The following is a 16,658-nucleotide window of genomic DNA, read 5'->3' as shown; positions in this document are numbered from 1 at the left end:
CCGCTCGTGTCCTTCGGCTCGCTTCGCTCGCTCAGGATGCTCGGATAGCCGGCGAGGGACGAGCCGAGTCGAACCATGGCCTCACCGCTGCCGCACGATCCCTCGACTGGCGCCCCCGATTGCCGAGCGGGTGCTTTGCCTTGGCGCGTATGGCGCCGCTCGGGACGAACGGGGGGCGCTCCCGTTTCGAGCCCTACCGCTGGGCGGGGCGGGCTCGCTCGAGTATGAAGAACAGCGTGGTGACGATCAGCAGTACCACCACCGAGGCTGCGGCCAGGATCGGGCTGACCTGCAGCAGGACGTCGTCCCACATCTGCTTGGGCAGGGTGGTCTTCATTCCGCCGCCGATGAACATCGCCACGGTGAGCTCTTCGAACGACTGCAGGAAGGCGGTCACCAGGCCCGCGAGCAGTCCTCCCTTGACCAGCGGCAGCGTCACGCGCAGCAAGGTGCGCCACGGGCTCGCGCCCAGCGTGGCGGCAGCTTGTTCCAAGCGCCAGTCATGCCCTTTGAAGGTGGCGAGGAGGATGACGAAGGTGATCGGCAGGGCGATCACGGTATGGCCGATGACGATACCGAGGTCGGTGGCGACCAGCGAGAACTTGGCGAACAGATAGAACAGCGCGATGGCGATGACGATCGGCGGCACGATCATCGGTGCCATGAACAGCAAGAACACCAGCCCGGACAGGCGGTTCTGGGTTCGCGCCAGACCAAGCGCGGCGAGCGTTGCGATCAGTACGGTGAGCAGCGCGGTCGAGAGCCCGATGGCGAAGGAGCGCAGGGTCGCGGAGACCCAAAGCGGTGAGTTCAGGTACTCGCTGAACCAGCGCGTGCTGTACTGCTGCGGGGGGAACGACAGGAACGTCGAATCGGTGAACGCCATCGGTACCAGCGCGATGATCGGCAGCAGCAGCAGGGCGATGAGCAGCCAAGCGTAGGTGGACAGTATCCAATCGAGACGCCCCTGGCCGAAGAGCCGCGCGGCGAGGAGCTCGAGCGTTGCGCAGGTATCGCCGGCGCGTCCGGCCAGATAGTGGCCGAGGCGCCGCAGCGGCCCGTGGGACATCCCGCCGCCACCCTGGGATATCGCCGAAAGCCCGAACACACGGTCGTAGACGAAGCAGGTCGCCAGCGCGGTGACGACCAGCATCACCGCGATCGCGCTGCCCAGCTGCCAGTTTTGCAGCTGGTTGATCTGCATGATGATCAACTGCCCCAGCATCGTCTCCCTCGCTCCCCCGAGCAGCATGGGGGTGATGAAGAAGCCGAGCGAAGCGATGAATACCAGCACCCCGGCCGCGGCGACACCTGGCATCGATAGGGGGAAGTAGATCCGCCAGAACGCTTGCGCGCGGCTCGCCCCCAGCGTGCCCGCCGCATTGGCCAGGTTGGCGTCGATCCGGTTCATCACCGGCAGCATGATCACCACCGCCAGCGGCAGCATGGTGTGGACCATCGCGAACACCACGGTGGCGTGGTTGAACAGCAGGCTGTCCGCACCCTCCATCCCCAGCGCGGCCAGCAGCGCCGAGACGCTGCCGTTGCGCCCGAGCAGCACCAGCCAGGCGAAGTTCTTGACCAAGGCGCTGGTCCAGAACGGCAGCAGCACGAACAGCATGGTCAGGCGCTGGCGGCGCTGCGACTGGCGCGCCAGCCAATAGGCCAGCGGGTAGCCGAACAGCAGGCAGCCGACGGTGGTCTGCAGGGCGATCAGGAAGGTGTTGAACAGCACCCGGGTATAGACACCGCCATTGAGTATGCGGATGAAGGCGTCGAGGGTGAAGGCGCCGGTGGCGCGGTCCTCGACACTCAGCGAGAGCAGCTGGAAAGAAGGGACGAGCAGGAACGCGACCAGGAACAGAGCGCCCGGCAGGGTCAGCCAGAGCGCGCTGGGACGAAAGCGACCGCCTTTGCGTGCCGCGCGCGTGCTTGAATCGACGGCTATGTCCGCCATGGTGTCATCCTCCTCCCGAGCGCGAGCGGCCCGCCACCGGCGGACCTTCGGCGATGATCGTCAGCCCGCGACGTAGCGATTCTCGGGCCGTTTCAGGCCGAGGTTCTCGCGCAGCGTGCTGCCTTCGTATTCGGTGCGCATCAGCCCACGCTGCTGGAGAATCGGCACCACCTGGTCGATGAAGTCCCGCATCCCGCCGGGCATGGTGTGGAAGATCATCATGAAGCCGTCCGCCGCGCCGGCGTCGAGCCACGCCTGCATGTGATCGGCCACCTGGACGGGGGTGCCGCGGAAGGTGACGTTGCCGCGCTCGTAGCGCATGCACATCTCCCTAAGGGTCAGCTTCTCCTCACGGATCATGCGCACGATGTGGTCGAAGTAGGCACGATGATGGTTGGAGGTCTGCGGAATGCGATGCTCGGGGATCGGCTCGTCGAGCGGCAGGTCGGAGAGGTCGGTCTCGAGGTCGGTGGCCAGCCGCATCCGGCCGACGTCTGGGTGGATCATGCCCTGCAGGGTCTGGTATTTGTCCTCGGCCTCCGCCTCGGTAGCGCCGATGACCACGGAGAGGCCGGTGAGAATCTTCATCTCCTCGGGGCTTCGCCCGTACTTGGCCATCCGCCCTTTGAGATCGTCGTAGAAGCGCTTGCCGGCCTCCACGGTCGGGTCGGAGGCGAACACCACCTCGGCCGTGCGTGCGGCGAACTCCTTGCCGGTCTCCGAGGCTCCCGCCTGGATGATGACCGGCTTGCCCTGAGGGGGGCGGGCGATGTTCAGCGCGCCGTGCAGTTTGAAGTAGACCCCGTCGTGATCGAGCGGATGCTGCTTCTCGGGCAGGAAGGCGAGGCCCTGTTCGCGATCGTTGACGAAGGCGTCGTCCTCCCAACTGTCCCACAGCGCCTCCACCACTTCGACGAACTCCTTAGCCTTGTCGTAGCGCTTGTCGTGCGGGGGAAGCTTGTCCAGGCCGAAGTTGCGGGCGGCATAGTCGTTGGCGCTGGTGACCACGTTCCAGGCGGCGCGCCCGTGGGAGATATGGTCGAGAGAGGCGAATTGACGAGCCAGGTTGTAGGGCTCGAAGAAACTGGTCGAAGCGGTCGCGCCCAGGCCGATGTGCTTGGTCGCTCCAGCGAGCGCTGCGAGCAGGGTGATCGGCTCGAGTACGTTCATGAACATCGGGAAGCGGCTCCACGCATGGAGGTTCTCCGTGCGCGCCGCCGGGGTATCGGCGATGAAGAAGATGTCGAAGCGGCCGCGCTCGGCGAGCTGCGCCAGGCGGCGGAAGTGCTCGATATCGGTCGAGGCGTCGTCCTGGGTATCGGTTTGCAGCCATGACGCGGGGTGGGCGCCGGTGCCCTGGACCAGGGCTGCCAGCGCCATGTGTTTCTGGGCGGTCATGCTCGTCTCCCTAGCAATGAATCGAACCGCTGCGCGGCGTTTCCACGCGGCGTGTCTCGGGCCTCAGCCCAGCAGCAGCCACTCCTGGAACCGCTCGGCCATGGCGTCGTAGTTCTCTCCCCACCAGGCGGAGTCGAGTTCGCCCAGGCGCTGGAAGTTCTCCTGCGCGGTGGGCATCACCGCCGCGTGCTCCGGCGAGATATGCTCGAAGGCCTTGGTATTGCTCGGCCCGTTCTTGGACAGAGAGGCATAGATGGCCTGCTGCTCGGGGCGCATGCAAAAGCGCACGAACTCTCGGGCGAGATCGGCGCGCGGCGTGCCCGCGGGTATCGACCAGCCGTCCACCGAGTAGAGGCCGTCCCAGACGATCTTCACCGGTGCGCCGGAGGCGATCGCGGTCGATGCGCGGCTGGTCCAGGTGTCGGAGAGGTCGACCTCGCCGTTCTGCAGGGTCTGGGTATTCTGCGCACCGCTCCCCCACCAGACGGCGACATCCGGGCGAATCTCGTCGAGCTTGGCGAAGGCCCGGTCGACATCGAGCGGGTAGAGCGCTTTGGGTGAGACCCCATCGGCGATCAAGGCCATCTCGAGCACCCCCCAGGGGCTCTTGTACAGCCCGCGGCGACCCGGGAACGCTGCACTGTCCCAGTAGTCGCGCCAGCCAGTCGGCGGGTGCTCGCTCATGGTGTCGGTTCGATAGGCCATGACGATGCCGAACACCGAGAAGCCCATCCAGTCGTCGGTCAGCATGCCCGGCAGCAGGTCGGCGGCTTCTTCCGCGGGAACGTTCAGCGGCTCGAGGTAGTTGTCGGGGGTGGTCAGGCGAACCACGTGATCCTGGGTGACCATGGCGACGTCCCAGATGTAGCTCTTGGCGTCGACCAAGAGCTTGAACTGGGTCACCGGATCCGGGTCGTGGGCGACGCCGACCACCTGGATGCCGGTCTCCTGCTCGAATGGGAGGTAGAAAGCCTGTTTGATCGCATCGCCCACCGCACCTCCGACGTCCGAGACCGTGATGCGCTCGGCGCCGAAGGCGCGATTGCCGGTCCAGACCATCGGCATGGCAAGGCCCGCGGCGGCGGCGCTGGCGCCCTTGAGTACCGAACGCCGACTTATCCCCTTGATCGCAGACATGTTTCTTCTCTCCAGGTACGGGTGGTGGTTCAACGTGGTGCTTGGCCAAGCCGTGCTGGCACGCCCTGACCCTGTGCGAAGACGAACCGGTCGCATCAGTCGGCGAGGAAGTGGCTGTCGTCCGGTCGCCAGGCGAGCGAGGCGGGCTCGCCTACCCGCAGGGGCCTGTTGCCGGCGGCCTGCCTCGCCGTCAGCGTCATGCCGCTGGTGGTCTTCAGCAGCACCCGGGTATCGGCGCCGGTGTACACGGTCTCGACCACCTGGGCCTGCACCAGCCCCTGGCCATGCGGGAGCAGATGCATGTGCTCCGGGCGGATCATCAACGCGCCGGTGCTGCCTGCCCGCGCGCTGGCCTGGGCCGGCATGGTGAAGGTGCCTTCCGAGGTCCGCAGTCGATGGCCCTCCACGATCTCGCCTTTCAGCAGGTTCGACAGTCCGATGAACTCGGCCACTCGGCTGCAGCTGGGGGTCTCGTAGATCGCTTGCGGCGTGCCGATCTGTACGATCCGCGCCTCGCTCATCAGGGCGATGCGGTTGGACAGTGCGAGTGCCTCTTCCTGGTCGTGGGTGACGAAGACGATGGTCGCGCCGCTCTCTCGATGAAGCCGCTTGATCTCGATCTGCATCGACTCGCGCAGCTTGCGATCCAGCGCCGAGAGCGGCTCGTCCATCAGGATCAGCGATGGGCGGTAGACGAAGCATCGGGCCAGCGCCACTCGCTGCTGCTGGCCGCCGGAGAGCTCGTGGGGAAAGCGTTTCTCCAGCGCGCCTAGGCCGACCATCTCGAGGGCGTCGCGCATGCGCTTTTGCAGCTGGGCGGCCGGCAGCTTGCGCATCTGTAGCGGGAAAGCGACGTTCTCCGCCACGCTCAGATGAGGGAAAAGGGCGTAGTTCTGGAACACCACGCCGATGTCGCGGCGATGGGGCGGCGTGTGGGTGATATCCGTGCCGTCGATCAAAAGGCGTCCCGTGCTCGGTGCCACCAAGCCGCTGATCACCTGCAGCAGCGTAGTCTTGCCCGAGCCGGAAGCGCCCAGCAGGGTCAGCAGCTCGCCGTTGCGTACCTCCAGGTCGAGCTCGTCCAAGGCGGTGAAGTCGCCATAGCGCTTGGATAACCTTTCGGCGCGCAGTTTGTTCGACTGCCCTGCGTCGCCGGTGGCGCGAGAGGGAAAAGCCTGACTGTCACGCACGCAGGCGCTGCCGTGATCGTTCATGGAGAAATGGGACCTCGATGCACTAGGAGTTGCGCTGTCCGTTATCGTTGTCTTTGTCGTACGGTGCCGCTGATCGGATCAGCCGGAGACCACTAGCTTCATTTGCTCGAAATGCGCGATCGAGAAGTCGCGGATGCCTTCCCAGTCCCTGGCGGTGGCTTCGGCCACTTCGTCGTCGAGCACCTTGAGCGGTGCGCCGAGGGCGCGGGCGTTGACCAGGATCTGGCAGGCGCGCTCCAGCGTGTAGATGTCATCGAAGGCCTCGCCGACGGTGTCGGCGACGATCAGCACCCCGTGATTGCCCATCAGCAGGCGGGTCTTGTCCCCGAGCAGGCGGGCGATGCGCTCGCCTTCCGCCTCGCTGTCGGCCATGCCACCGTACATCTTGTCCACCGCGATGCGGTCGAAGTAGCGCGCGGTGTTCTGGTCGATCGGCGGCACCGCTGGTTCAGCCAGGCAGGCGACCGCGGTGGTATGGATCGGATGCAGGTGCATGATCACCCGGGCGTGGGGGTGCAGCCGGTGCAGCTGGCTGTGCAGCGCCCAGGCGGTGGGATCGAGCTGGGCGCGGCTCTCGGGGTCGTCGATATCGATGGCGAGCAGGTCATCGGCACCGATGCGCGAGAAGTGGCGCCACTTGGGATTGATCAGGAACCGCGTACCCGCCTCGTTCAGCGAGGCGCTGAAGTGATTGGCCACTGCCTCGTGCATGCCGAGGTGGGCGATGATGCGAAACGAGGCAGCGAGATCATCGCGCAGCTGGGCTTCATTGAACTGGGTCATCCGGACGCTCTTCGTTTTTGGCATTATCGTTTTCGAGGAAGGCTTTGCCCCACAGGGCAGGAGCTCGCCGTGACGCTGATTTCAGCCTATACGGTGCAGCGGCACGCGCCAATCGCGCGGCGGGGCGATCGAGATATTTTGTCCTGAACCAATGCGGCGGATTTACTGATCCAACCCCGGTGGCATGGTCAATCCAGCCCCGATATGCCGTTCGCCATTCCACTGCGCTCGGCACGTTCGAGCGCGAAGCGGCGCATCGCCTCGGCGGCAGGGGCAAGGCGGATGCCGTCGAGCGTGGCGATGCCTATGCGCAGCGGGCGGGCGGCCTCCACCAGCGGCACCGCGCGCAGCCGCCGGCCATCGAAGGCGACATCGCTGCCGAGCGGCACGTTGAACAGCGAGAAGCCGAAGCCGTGGGCGACCAGGCCGCGCGCCATGCCGAGCGAGGTGGCGCGGTGGGCGACCCTGGGTGTGCAGCCTTCCGCGGAGAAAAGACCTAGGAAGTAGTCACGGCTCAGCGGCCAATCGAGCAGTACCATATCGTGCTCGGCGAGCTCCCCAAGCGAGACCTGCTCGCGGCAGGCCAACGGATGATCGAGCCCGACCACTGCATAGGGATGGTGGAGGTAGAGGGGAGTGAAGCGCAGATCATCCGGCACCGCCAGGTCATAGGCGAAGGCGAGCTCATAGGTGCCGCGGTGGAGGCCATCGATGATCTCGACCTGATGGCCCTCGTCGCACTGGGGCGAGACCCTCGGGTAGCGTTCGAGAAAATCATGCATCAGCCCCGGCACGATCACCGGGGCGAAGGTTGGGAAGGCCGCCATTCGCAGCGGGCCGGCGATCTCCTCCCCGAGTGACACCGCGAACTGCAGCACGCCGTCCGCGTCCTGCAGCAGCGCACGTGCGCGGGCGAGCAGCTGGGTGCCCGCGGCGGTGAGCGAAAGCCCTTGGGCATGATGGCGGACGAACAGCGCTACCCCCGCGATCGATTCGATATGGGCGATCGCCGCCGAGATCGACGGCTGGGAAACGTGCAGCCGCTCAGCGGCGCGGGTGACACTCTTGAGCTCGCCTGCGACGACGAAGTAGCGCAGCTGCTTGAGCGTGGCGTGGGCCATGGCGAGTCCGCGGTGAAGGGGCAGTTGCCGCGCGCTGGGCGCGGCGCAAGACGATCAGCTCGAGAGGTGTCGAGCGAGGCGTTCGAACATTGCGTCGCAGGCCTCGAGCTGGTGGATCTCGATGAATTCGTCGGGTTTGTGGCCCTGGTCCATGCAGCCGGGGCCGCAGACCACCGTCGGCACGCCGGCCTGGTCGAACAGCCCGCCCTCGGTGCCGTAGGGCACGGTGCCGAAGTCGGATCGACCGGTGAGGGTCTGGATCAGCCGCGCCACCGGGCTGTCGGCGTCGGTGCCGAGGCCGGGATAGGCTTGCAGCGGCTCGAACTCGATGCTGGTCCGTTCGGCCACCGCGCGCATTGCCGGTACCAGATCCTCGTCGGCGTAGCGTTTCAGCTCCTCCTCGACCTCGCGCGGATCGAAGCCCGGCAGCGCGCGCACCTCCCAGTCGAAGCGGCACTCGGCGGGGACGATGTTGAGCGCGTTGCCGCCTTCGATCACGCCGGTCTGCACGGTGGAGAAGGGCGGATCGAAGCGCTCGTCGCGGCGCTCTGGCGCGGCGAGCCGAGCCTGGATCTCACCGAGGCGCTGGATCAGCTTGGCCGCGTACTCGATCGCATTGACGCCTCGTGGCGCGTAGGCCGAGTGGCAGGCGGCGCCGTGGACGCGGCAGCGCACCCCGAGCTTGCCCTTGTGGCCGAGCACCGGGCGCAGCTCGGTGGGTTCGCCGATGATGCAGGCGATCGGTTTGACCGGGCGTCGCTCCAGCGCCTCGATCAGGCTGCGCACGCCAAGGCAGCCGACCTCTTCGTCATAGGAGAAGGCGAGGTGGATCGGCCGGCTCAGCGGCGCCTCGAGGAACTTGGGCACCGCTGCCAGCACGCAGGCGAGATAGCCCTTCATATCGCACGCGCCGCGCCCGTAGAGGCGCCCGTCGCTTTCGCTCATCTCGAACGGCTCGACGCTCCAGTTTTGCCCATCGACCGGCACCACGTCGGTATGGCCGGAGAGCACCACGCCACCCACATCCTCAGGACCGATGGTCGCCCAGAGGTTGGCCTTGCGGCCGTCGTCGCTCTCGATCAGTTCGGCTTCGATCCCGAACCCGGCGAGATAGCCGCGGACGAACTCGATCAATGCGAGGTTGGAGTCGCGGCTGACGGTGGGAAAACTGATCAAGCGTTCGAGCAGGGCGCGGCTTTGCATGGAAGCTCCGTTGTGGTTTTGTTCGCTGTGAGCCGCTCAATCATCTCCCGGTACGCCGTAGCTCGGCGCGGCATCGGGAGCGTTGGCGCGGGTCAGGTAATCTTCCACCTCCAACGCATAGCGCGTCCAGAGCTCGCGCACGCCCGCGATCGGCGCATCGCTCCAGTCGACCCGCAGGTCGACCACGGGCCATGCATAGCCGGGCCGGGCGACCTTGATCCCCGCCGAGTGCACGGGCCCCGCCTCGCCGCCGTGGGCGAGTCCCGCTTCGAGCGCCACCGCCAGCCGCTCGGCGAGCGCACCGGTCGAGCGTTCGAAGGCGGCGACCATCGCCTCGGGCACCCCCGCATCGGCGAGCAGGTTGCCGGCGGCCAGGCAGTCCTGGCCAAGGCTGCGGCCGACCACACCGAGCGCGCGCTCACCGTCGAACGCGGCGCTGCGTCCGTGCGCGTCGATCACCGACAGCTGTCGCCACTGGGGATAGGGTTCGTCCTGCAGCAGGCGCGCTATCGCCCGCTGTGGGTCGAGGCCCTCGGCCAGCAGCGCAAGGGCCTGGAGCCCGAGCGCCGGCTGGGTGACGTTCTGGGTCAGCACCGCCCCGTCCGGCGAAACGAAGGCGCAGCGGCTGGTCACGCAGATGCTCGACGACACCACCGCGCAGCCGAGCTCCCCGGTACGCGCGCAGCGCGCGGCGATCGAGAAGGTCATGGCGTCGTCCCCTCGCCCTCACGTGGGATCACCGCGATCACGTCGATCTCCATCAGCCACTCGGGCTGGGCGAGGCCGGCGATGACCAGCCCGGTCGAGATCGGGAACACCCCCTTCAGCCACTTGCCGACCTCCTGGTAGACCGGCTCGCGAAAGCGCGGGTCGGTGATGTAGGTGGTGGTCTTGACGATATGTGAGAGATCGCTTCCCGCCTCCTCGAGCAGCTGCTTGACGTTCTTCATCGCTTGTTCGGCCTGGGCGCGAGGATCGCCGAGGCCGACCAGCCGGCCCTCGAAGTCGGTACCGACCTGGCCGCGCACGTAGACGGTATCGCCCGCGCGCACCGCCTGGCAGAGGTCGTTGTCCAGCGTCTGGTTGGGATAGGTCTCGCGGGTATTGAACATCCGGATCCGAGTATGGGTCGGCTGGGGCATCTGTCTTGTCCACCATGGATGATTGGTCATCTGGAAGATGACGGGGCGTCAATGGGTCGACGCGCTCCCTCTGCGGCGAGGGAGCGCATGCCTTTCGAACTTACCTGCTTGGGAAAGGGGAATAAATTCACTTTACCCGGGCTTTTCCCTCAATGAATCAAAACCAGTCCCGGTGGCCACTGCTTTCACTTTTCCAAACCATACCTTCGAGAAGCGCTAACCACGCGCTGTGGCTCGATCGGTATGCTCATGGCATCGCGTAAGGACATGCCAAGCGCTGCGAGCAGAGGAAACCATGAGAGAAGCCCTGATCGACGCCATAGCCCCGGCGACCCATGGACCGGGTGCATCTCCCCGGATCGCCGTGCGGCTGGATGGCGTGATGAAGCGGTTCGGCGATTCCGTCGCGCTGCATCGAGTCTCGCTGAAGGTCTTCCAGGGCGAATTTCTGACCCTGCTGGGGCCGTCCGGCTGCGGCAAGACCACCTTGCTCAATCTCATCGCGGGGTTCGCCGAAGCCGACGGCGGTGAAATCTTCATTGACGGTCAACTGGTGACCGATACACCGCCATACCAGCGCAACATCGGGATCGTATTCCAGAACTACGCGCTCTTTCCCCATATGAACGTGGCCGACAACGTCGGCTATGGGCTGCGCATGCGGCGTGTGCCGAAAGCGCAGAGGGAGGAGCGTGTCGCTCAGGCGCTAAAGCTGGTCAAGCTCGAAGCCTTCGGCAAACGTCGCCCCAAGGAGCTCTCCGGCGGACAGCAGCAGCGGGTCGCACTGGCACGAGCGTTGGTGATACGCCCCAAAGTCCTGCTGCTCGATGAGCCGTTCTCGGCGCTGGACAAGAACCTGCGCCTCTCCATGCAGCAGGAACTGAAAGAGATCCAGCGCAAGCTGGGTGTGACCACGATATTCGTCACTCACGACCAGGGCGAAGCACTGTCGATGTCCGACCGCGTGGTGGTGATGTCCGCCGGCAAGGTTCGCCAGCTCGCGCCACCCAGCGACATCTATCGGCGTCCGAGCGACCCGTTCGTCGCTACCTTCGTCGGCGAAGTGAACGTATTGCCAGCCAGGTATGCCAGGCACGACGAACATTCAGGGGTCATCGAGTTCGGCGCCGGAAGCCTGCGTCTACCGCTGGATTCGATTTCGGCAGAGGTAGGCGACGCGGTCGAGCTCTACGTGCGCCCGGAGAACATCCGGCTGATCGCGCTGAGCGGCGGCGTCGCATTGACCGGCACGGTGGTTGGCCATGTATTCCAGGGCGATCACGTCGATGTCTTCGTCAACGCACCGGACAGTGGACTCGAGCGACCGCTCACCGTTCGCGTGGCCGGGCTCGGAGCGCTCGAGAACTTTCCCACCGGGACGGGTGTAGGCCTGGAGCTGCCGGGTGAAGACGCCAGGGCTTTCGCCCGTGAGAGCGAGGAGGCACAGGCATGAGCCGTGAGATCGACCCTGCTCCTCGCCTTACTCACTTTGGTGCGCTGTGCGTGCTGCAAGCGGCGATGGACGAGGCCGAGGCGATAGGTGTGGGACAGAACATCGCAGTGGTCGATGAGGGCGGCAACCTGGTCGCCTTCGTGCGAATGGACGGTGCCAAGCTGCTGTCACGCGAAACCGCCATCTCCAAGGCGATCAGCGCCGCTTCCCATCGCTGCCCCACGGGGAGGCTGGATGACGCCCTGGAACTCAAGCTAGCGATCGCCTCAGGTGGACGATTGACCAATCTCGAGGGTGGCGAGCCGCTGCTGGTCGACGGGTACTGCGTGGGGGGCATCGGGGTGGGCTCGGGTTCCGGGGCGCAGGACGTCCAGGTAGCGAGAGCCGGCGCGATGGCACTGAGCCAAGGAGCGGCCCAGTGACCCGTATGCGTGCAGTGATCAGCGAGCGGCCCGGGGGGCCCGAGGTGCTGCGCGTGGTCGAGCGAGCGGTGACCGAACCCGCGGCGGGAGAGCTTTTGATCCGCGTGGTCGCCGCCGGCGTCAATCGGCCCGACTTGATGCAGCGAGCCGGAGCCATGCCTCCAGCGGATGCTGGCGATATCTTCGGCCTGGAGGCTGCTGGCGAAGTAATCGCGATCGGAGCGGGGGTGGGAGCATTTCAGCTTGGCGACCGGGTGATGGCGCTGCTCGGTGGCGGCGGCTATGCGACCCACTGTCTGGCGCGCGCCGACCACTGCCTGGCGATACCATCAGGGATGTCGTTTTCGACCGCGGCGGCGCTGCCTGAGGCGCTATTCACGATCTGGCACAACCTCTACGAACGGGGGCGGCTCGCGCCGGGCGAGTCTCTGTTGATCCACGGCGGTGCGAGCGGACTGGGGAGCCTGGCGATTGGCCTGGCGATCGCGAGCGGTGCCAGGGTGGTGGCCACCGCTGGTGGCGAGGAGAAGGTCGATGCACTGCGTCGTCTAGGCGTGGCTCGGGCGATCGATCACCAACGGGAGGATTTCGTCGCGGTGATCCGCGAGGAGCTCGGCGAGGACACCATCGATGTGGTGCTGGACACGCTTGGTGGGGAGCAACTCTCGCGCAATCTCGAAGTGATGGCCCCTGAAGGACGCCATGTCAGCCTGTCGTTCTTTCAAGGCGCGCAAGTGTCGCTGTCGCTGCCGGTGGTGATGCGCAAGGGTCTGACCCTCACCTCTTCTACCTTGCGACCCAAGAGCGCTGGCGAGAAGGCGCGGTTGGCCGCCTGCGTCTCCCGTCACTTACTGCCGCTGATCACCTCCGGCCGCGCAGGGCCACTGCTGTATGCGAGCTTTCCGCTCGAGGCGGCGGCCGAGGCTCATCGTGTGCTGGAGGAGAACCGCAATATCGGCAAGGTGGTGTTGCTGATCTCTGCTACGGAGATGGACGAATGAAACCGGAACCCCCGCTGTTGAAACTCTTCCATGCGCCGACCTCGCCTTACGTGCGCAAGGTCATGGTGGTGGCGCACTGGCTCGGGCTGTCGTCACGCATAGAGTTGCTCGATTGCGCCGCCAACCCGGTGGCACGCGATGAGCGGATCACTGCCTACAATCCTCTGGCCAAGATCCCCGCAGCCCTTAGTGCGGATGGTGAGGCGCTGTTCGACAGCCGGGTGATCTGTGAGTATCTGGATGATTGGGCCGCGGGCGGGCTCTTTCCCACTGGCGCACGCCGCTGGCCGGCGCTGACTCGCCAGGCGCTGGGGGATGGGCTGCTCGACGCCGCGCTGCTGGCGCGCTACGAGCGCCAGAGTCGGCCTGCTCAGCTATGGTCGCAGCCTTGGTATCACGGCCAGATGCAGAAGATCGACGCGGCGCTGGATGAGATCGAGCGACAGGCGCCTGTCCTGGCCGAGCTGCCGTTCGAAATCGGCACGCTGACCCTGGGGTGCGCGCTGGGCTACCTGGATTTCCGCTTCGATACGCTGGACTGGCGACGGACTCGCCCCCGGGCCGCCGCATGGTTCGCTGAGTTCGACCTCAGGCCGCCGATGGCCGAGACCCGTCCTCATTCCTGATCCCCCCAACCGCGACGATACCGCCATGCCGAATTCTACTGTCGCTGCGCGCGTCATGTTTCTCAATGGTCCTAACGCCAACCTTTACGGGCTCGACCGAGCGGGCACCTATGGCAGTGACAGCTTCGACAATATTCGCCGCGACTGCGAGGCGCATGCGAGCGCCGTCGGCCTGGTACTCGATTTCCGCCAGAGCAACCACGAAGGAGTGCTGGTCGACTGGATCCAGGAGGCGCGGCGTGAATGCGACGCCCTGGTCATCAACGCCGCGGGCCTGAGCTACGGCTCGGTGCCTATTCTGGATGCCCTGCTCGCGTTCGAAGGGCCGGTCATCGAGGCGCACATGAGCAACATCTGGAAGCGCGAGGCCTTTCGCCATCGCTCCATGGTTTCTCTCGGCGCCACGGGAGTGATCGCAGGATTCGGTGCGCTTGGCTACCGTCTGGCGATCGATGCGCTGGTCGAGTTGCTCGCGCAGCGAAAGGTATGAGCATGGAGACTTTGGTCTTCTACAGCGATCTGGATGACTTCGAGCGCTGGCGCCGGCTACTGATTGAGGCGTTGCCGGATCTCGAGGTGATGCGAGCGGAGGAAATCGAAGATCCCGAACGGGTGCGCTATGCACTGGTATGGAAGCCTCCTCGGGGATTTTTCGCCCGCTGGCCCAGGCTGGGCATGATCGTCAACCTGGGCGCCGGCGTCGATGCTCTGGTCGATCGCGATGACCTGCCGCCGGTTCCTATCACCCGGCTGGTCGATCCCAACATGGCGAGAATGATGGCGGGCTATGTCCTGTTCTCTGTGCTGCGCTATGTGCGCGAAATTCCATTCTTCGAGCGCATGCAGCGCGAGTCCCGCTGGGAGTATCGCCACCCGCGCAACGCTGAGGATGTTCGCGTCGGGGTCTTGGGACTCGGTGCGCTGGGCGCCTGTACCGCGCGTGAGTTGGCTCGCCAAGGCTTTTCCGTGGCGGGGTGGTCGCGAGGAGAGAAGCGTATCGCGGGCATCGAATGTCGCCATGGCATGGAGTCATTGGCGGATTTCCTCGCGGGCTGCGAAATTCTGGTGGTGATGCTGCCCTCGACGCCACAGACTCGTGGACTGCTCGACGCCGAGCGTTTGGCGCTGCTGCCCGCAGGGGCCAAATTGGTCAACGTCTCGCGTGGCGACATCGTCGACGAGTACGCCCTCGATGCCCTGTTGGCCTCGGGCCGATTGGGCGGGGCTACCCTCGATGTATTCGAACGCGAGCCTCTGCCCGTTTCTAGTCCGCTTTGGTCGCGGGAAAACGTCCTGATCACTCCGCATCTCGCATCGGTGGCGCTGCCCGAGTCGGCGGTGGCGCAGATCGCCGACAACATTGGTCGTATCCGCCAAGGACTCGCTCCGCTTCACTGCGTCGATCCTCAGCGCGGTTACTGAGCTTTCTTTCCTCTGCTGCTTTCCTTGCCCGCGTCCCTGCCGCGACGATCTCCCCGTGAGCGTGGCGGCAGGGGCCGTTCAGCGCCCATCGAGGTTGAGGATCCTGCCGAGTCCGAGTAGCCGATCGGCAAGTATCATCAGCGCGGCGGTGAACAGGATGTAGATCGATGAGATCGCCGCCAAGGTCGGGTCGGCATATTCGCGCACGTAGTTGTACATCGCCACCGGCAGGGTCTGGGTGGTCTGGGTGGTGAGGAACAGCGATGCGGTGAATTCGTTGAACGAGAGAATGGCGGCGAAGAGCCAGCCGCCTGCTAGTCCCGGTAGCAGCTGCGGCAGGGTGATCGTAGTGACCACTCTCAGCGGTGGCGCGCCCAGGCTAGCCGCGGCCTGCTCGGTGCGAGGATCGAGATTGTGCAGCGAGACGTAGACGCTGCGTAGTACGAAGGGCAGCACCAGCAGCACATGGCAGAACACCACCACCGCGAAACCGCGGGCCAAGCTGATCTGTGCGGTCAGCATCAAAAGGCCCAGCCCGATCATGAAGTGCGGAATGTAGAGTGGTGACAGCAGCAGGCCCTCGAGCAAGCGTTTGGCGCGGAATTCGAAGCGATGGATGACGATGCCTAGGGTGGTGCCGATCAGCATCGCTAGGCTCGACGCCCAGAGCATCACGATCACCCCGTTGCGTAGCCCGGTCTGGAAGTCGCGGTAGCCCAGTGCGTTCTCGAACCAGCGCAGTGAGTACCCCCGCGGTGGGAAGACCGCGACGGAGGAGCTGCCGAACGCGGTGATGACGACCACTATGGCTGGCAGCACCACGAAAGCGAGGATCAGGATCACCAAGGCCTTTCCCGACCAATTGAGCAGGCGAGTGGATAGCGAGGATCTCATCGGCCACCTCCAAGGCTTTCGAAGCTGCGCGAGAGGCGGCTGACGCCCCACAGTACCAGCGCGGTGAGAATTAGCCCTGCGATGCTCAGGCTCGCGGCGAAGGGGAAATTGAGCGATGAGAAACCGAGTTGGTAAACCAGGGTCGAGATGGTGTTCACTCGCCCGCCGCCGATCAGCTGGGGCGTCGCGAAGGCGCTGAACGTCCAGGCGAAGGCGGTCAGCGTGCCCGCGATGATGCCGGGCATCGACAGTGGCAACGTGACTGTGAGGAAGGCTCGGACGGGCCCCGCGCCCAGGCTATGGGCCGCACGCTCGTAGTTACGGTCGATATGGGAGAGGCCGGCGGCCAGCATCAGTACCATGATAGGCAGCGTGACGTGCACCAGCGCGATCACCACGCCAAGCTGGGTGAACATCAACCGCAGCGGACGATCGATTAGTCCGATCCCCATCAGCAGGCTATTGATGAATCCGGTGGTGCCGAGGACGATGATCCATGCATAGGTGCGCACCACCTCGCCGAGGAACAGCGGTGTGATCGCGATGATCAGGATCAGCGATCGACACCAAGCACGTTGCGCGCGGATCAGTGCATAGGCCAAGGGGTATCCGATCAGCAGGGTGAACACCGCGGTGTAGAGGCTGATCTGCACCGTCTCCAGGAAGGCCTTGGCATAGAGCGGTTTCAATAGCTCGAAGAAGTTGTCGAGGGTAGGGCCGCCCACTTCAAGTGAGCCAGGTACATAGCTCCTGACGCTGTATTGCAGGATCGCGAGTAGGGAGAGTACCAGGCCGAAGGCCGTGAGCGTGGACGGCAGCAAGAACCAATAGAAGAATCGGGGTTTTTGGGGCATGGCGGGGATGTCCAAAAAAGGCATCGAGAGG

The 16,658-nt window shown here is 65.3% G+C and carries 17 protein-coding genes; 6 read left to right on the top strand and 11 right to left on the bottom strand.

Features of this window, described 5'->3' with window-relative positions:
- Window positions 1-193 precede the first annotated feature (193 nt).
- From Q376_RS0109655 to Q376_RS0109615, 9 genes are all read right to left on the bottom strand, one after another.
- Window positions 194-1,957, bottom strand: coding sequence for an ABC transporter permease subunit (locus Q376_RS0109655; RefSeq protein WP_027350137.1), 1,764 nt, complete (start codon window positions 1,955-1,957; stop codon window positions 194-196).
- Between the two features lie 60 nt (window positions 1,958-2,017).
- Window positions 2,018-3,355 (bottom strand): LLM class flavin-dependent oxidoreductase, encoded by a 1,338-nt coding sequence (locus tag Q376_RS0109650; RefSeq protein WP_211266640.1) that lies wholly within the window; start codon window positions 3,353-3,355, stop codon window positions 2,018-2,020.
- A gap of 63 nt (window positions 3,356-3,418) precedes the next feature.
- Window positions 3,419-4,492 (bottom strand): ABC transporter substrate-binding protein, encoded by a 1,074-nt coding sequence (locus Q376_RS0109645; protein ID WP_027350135.1) that lies wholly within the window; start codon window positions 4,490-4,492, stop codon window positions 3,419-3,421.
- A gap of 95 nt (window positions 4,493-4,587) precedes the next feature.
- Window positions 4,588-5,706 carry an ABC transporter ATP-binding protein gene (locus Q376_RS0109640; RefSeq protein ID WP_081803487.1) on the bottom strand — a complete coding sequence of 373 codons (1,119 nt, stop codon included), beginning with the start codon at window positions 5,704-5,706 and terminating at the stop codon, window positions 4,588-4,590.
- A 78-nt stretch (window positions 5,707-5,784) separates the two neighbouring features.
- The gene (locus Q376_RS0109635) at window positions 5,785-6,489 is read right to left on the bottom strand and encodes a class II aldolase/adducin family protein (RefSeq protein WP_027350133.1); all 705 of its coding nucleotides are present in this window, start codon (window positions 6,487-6,489) and stop codon (window positions 5,785-5,787) included.
- A 188-nt stretch (window positions 6,490-6,677) separates the two neighbouring features.
- Entirely contained in the window at window positions 6,678-7,610 is a 933-nt protein-coding gene (locus tag Q376_RS22125; protein ID WP_052365113.1) for a LysR family transcriptional regulator, read from the bottom strand.
- 54 nt (window positions 7,611-7,664) lie between these two features.
- Complete coding sequence (gene argE / locus Q376_RS0109625; protein WP_027350132.1) at window positions 7,665-8,813, bottom strand: acetylornithine deacetylase; 1,149 nt, start codon at window positions 8,811-8,813, stop codon at window positions 7,665-7,667.
- A gap of 36 nt (window positions 8,814-8,849) precedes the next feature.
- Window positions 8,850-9,521: a DUF1028 domain-containing protein gene (locus Q376_RS0109620; protein WP_027350131.1), complete on the bottom strand. Its 672-nt coding sequence runs from the start codon at window positions 9,519-9,521 to the stop codon at window positions 8,850-8,852.
- Window positions 9,518-9,955, bottom strand: a complete 438-nt coding sequence (locus Q376_RS0109615) for a RidA family protein (protein ID WP_027350130.1) — start codon at window positions 9,953-9,955, stop codon at window positions 9,518-9,520. Before Q376_RS0109615 ends, Q376_RS0109620 begins: the two co-directional genes overlap by 4 nt.
- Window positions 9,956-10,250: 295 nt before the next feature.
- Here Q376_RS0109615 and Q376_RS22120 point away from each other — a divergent pair, with 295 nt between their 5' ends.
- The 6 genes from Q376_RS22120 to Q376_RS0109585 are packed head-to-tail and all read left to right on the top strand — an operon-like array spanning window position 10,251 to window position 14,879.
- Window positions 10,251-11,408, top strand: coding sequence for an ABC transporter ATP-binding protein (locus Q376_RS22120; protein ID WP_043447219.1), 1,158 nt, complete (start codon window positions 10,251-10,253; stop codon window positions 11,406-11,408).
- Complete coding sequence (locus tag Q376_RS0109605) at window positions 11,405-11,830, top strand: GlcG/HbpS family heme-binding protein (protein ID WP_027350129.1); 426 nt, start codon at window positions 11,405-11,407, stop codon at window positions 11,828-11,830. The genes Q376_RS22120 and Q376_RS0109605 overlap by 4 nt, the downstream gene beginning before the upstream one ends.
- Before the next feature lie 5 nt (window positions 11,831-11,835).
- Entirely contained in the window at window positions 11,836-12,831 is a 996-nt protein-coding gene (locus tag Q376_RS0109600; protein ID WP_027350128.1) for an NAD(P)H-quinone oxidoreductase, read from the top strand.
- Window positions 12,828-13,457 (top strand): glutathione S-transferase, encoded by a 630-nt coding sequence (locus Q376_RS0109595; protein WP_211266638.1) that lies wholly within the window; start codon window positions 12,828-12,830, stop codon window positions 13,455-13,457. The genes Q376_RS0109600 and Q376_RS0109595 overlap by 4 nt, the downstream gene beginning before the upstream one ends.
- Before the next feature lie 25 nt (window positions 13,458-13,482).
- Window positions 13,483-13,947, top strand: coding sequence for a type II 3-dehydroquinate dehydratase (locus Q376_RS0109590; RefSeq protein ID WP_027350126.1), 465 nt, complete (start codon window positions 13,483-13,485; stop codon window positions 13,945-13,947).
- 2 nt (window positions 13,948-13,949) lie between these two features.
- Window positions 13,950-14,879: a 2-hydroxyacid dehydrogenase gene (locus Q376_RS0109585; RefSeq protein WP_211266637.1), complete on the top strand. Its 930-nt coding sequence runs from the start codon at window positions 13,950-13,952 to the stop codon at window positions 14,877-14,879.
- Window positions 14,880-14,957: 78 nt separating this feature from the next.
- On the opposite strand, the gene Q376_RS0109580 is transcribed toward Q376_RS0109585, so the two are convergent.
- Window positions 14,958-15,773, bottom strand: coding sequence for an ABC transporter permease (locus Q376_RS0109580; protein ID WP_027350124.1), 816 nt, complete (start codon window positions 15,771-15,773; stop codon window positions 14,958-14,960).
- Window positions 15,770-16,627: an ABC transporter permease gene (locus Q376_RS0109575; RefSeq protein ID WP_027350123.1), complete on the bottom strand. Its 858-nt coding sequence runs from the start codon at window positions 16,625-16,627 to the stop codon at window positions 15,770-15,772. The genes Q376_RS0109580 and Q376_RS0109575 overlap by 4 nt, the downstream gene beginning before the upstream one ends.
- Window positions 16,628-16,658: the final 31 nt, after the last annotated feature.

Origin of the sequence: Halotalea alkalilenta DSM 17697 (assembly GCF_000621205.1) — a bacterium.
Classification (GTDB): Bacteria; Pseudomonadota; Gammaproteobacteria; order Pseudomonadales; family Halomonadaceae; genus Halotalea; species Halotalea alkalilenta.
Note: the sequence above shows the minus strand (reverse complement) of the source record. Positions and strands in the feature narration are given on the sequence as shown.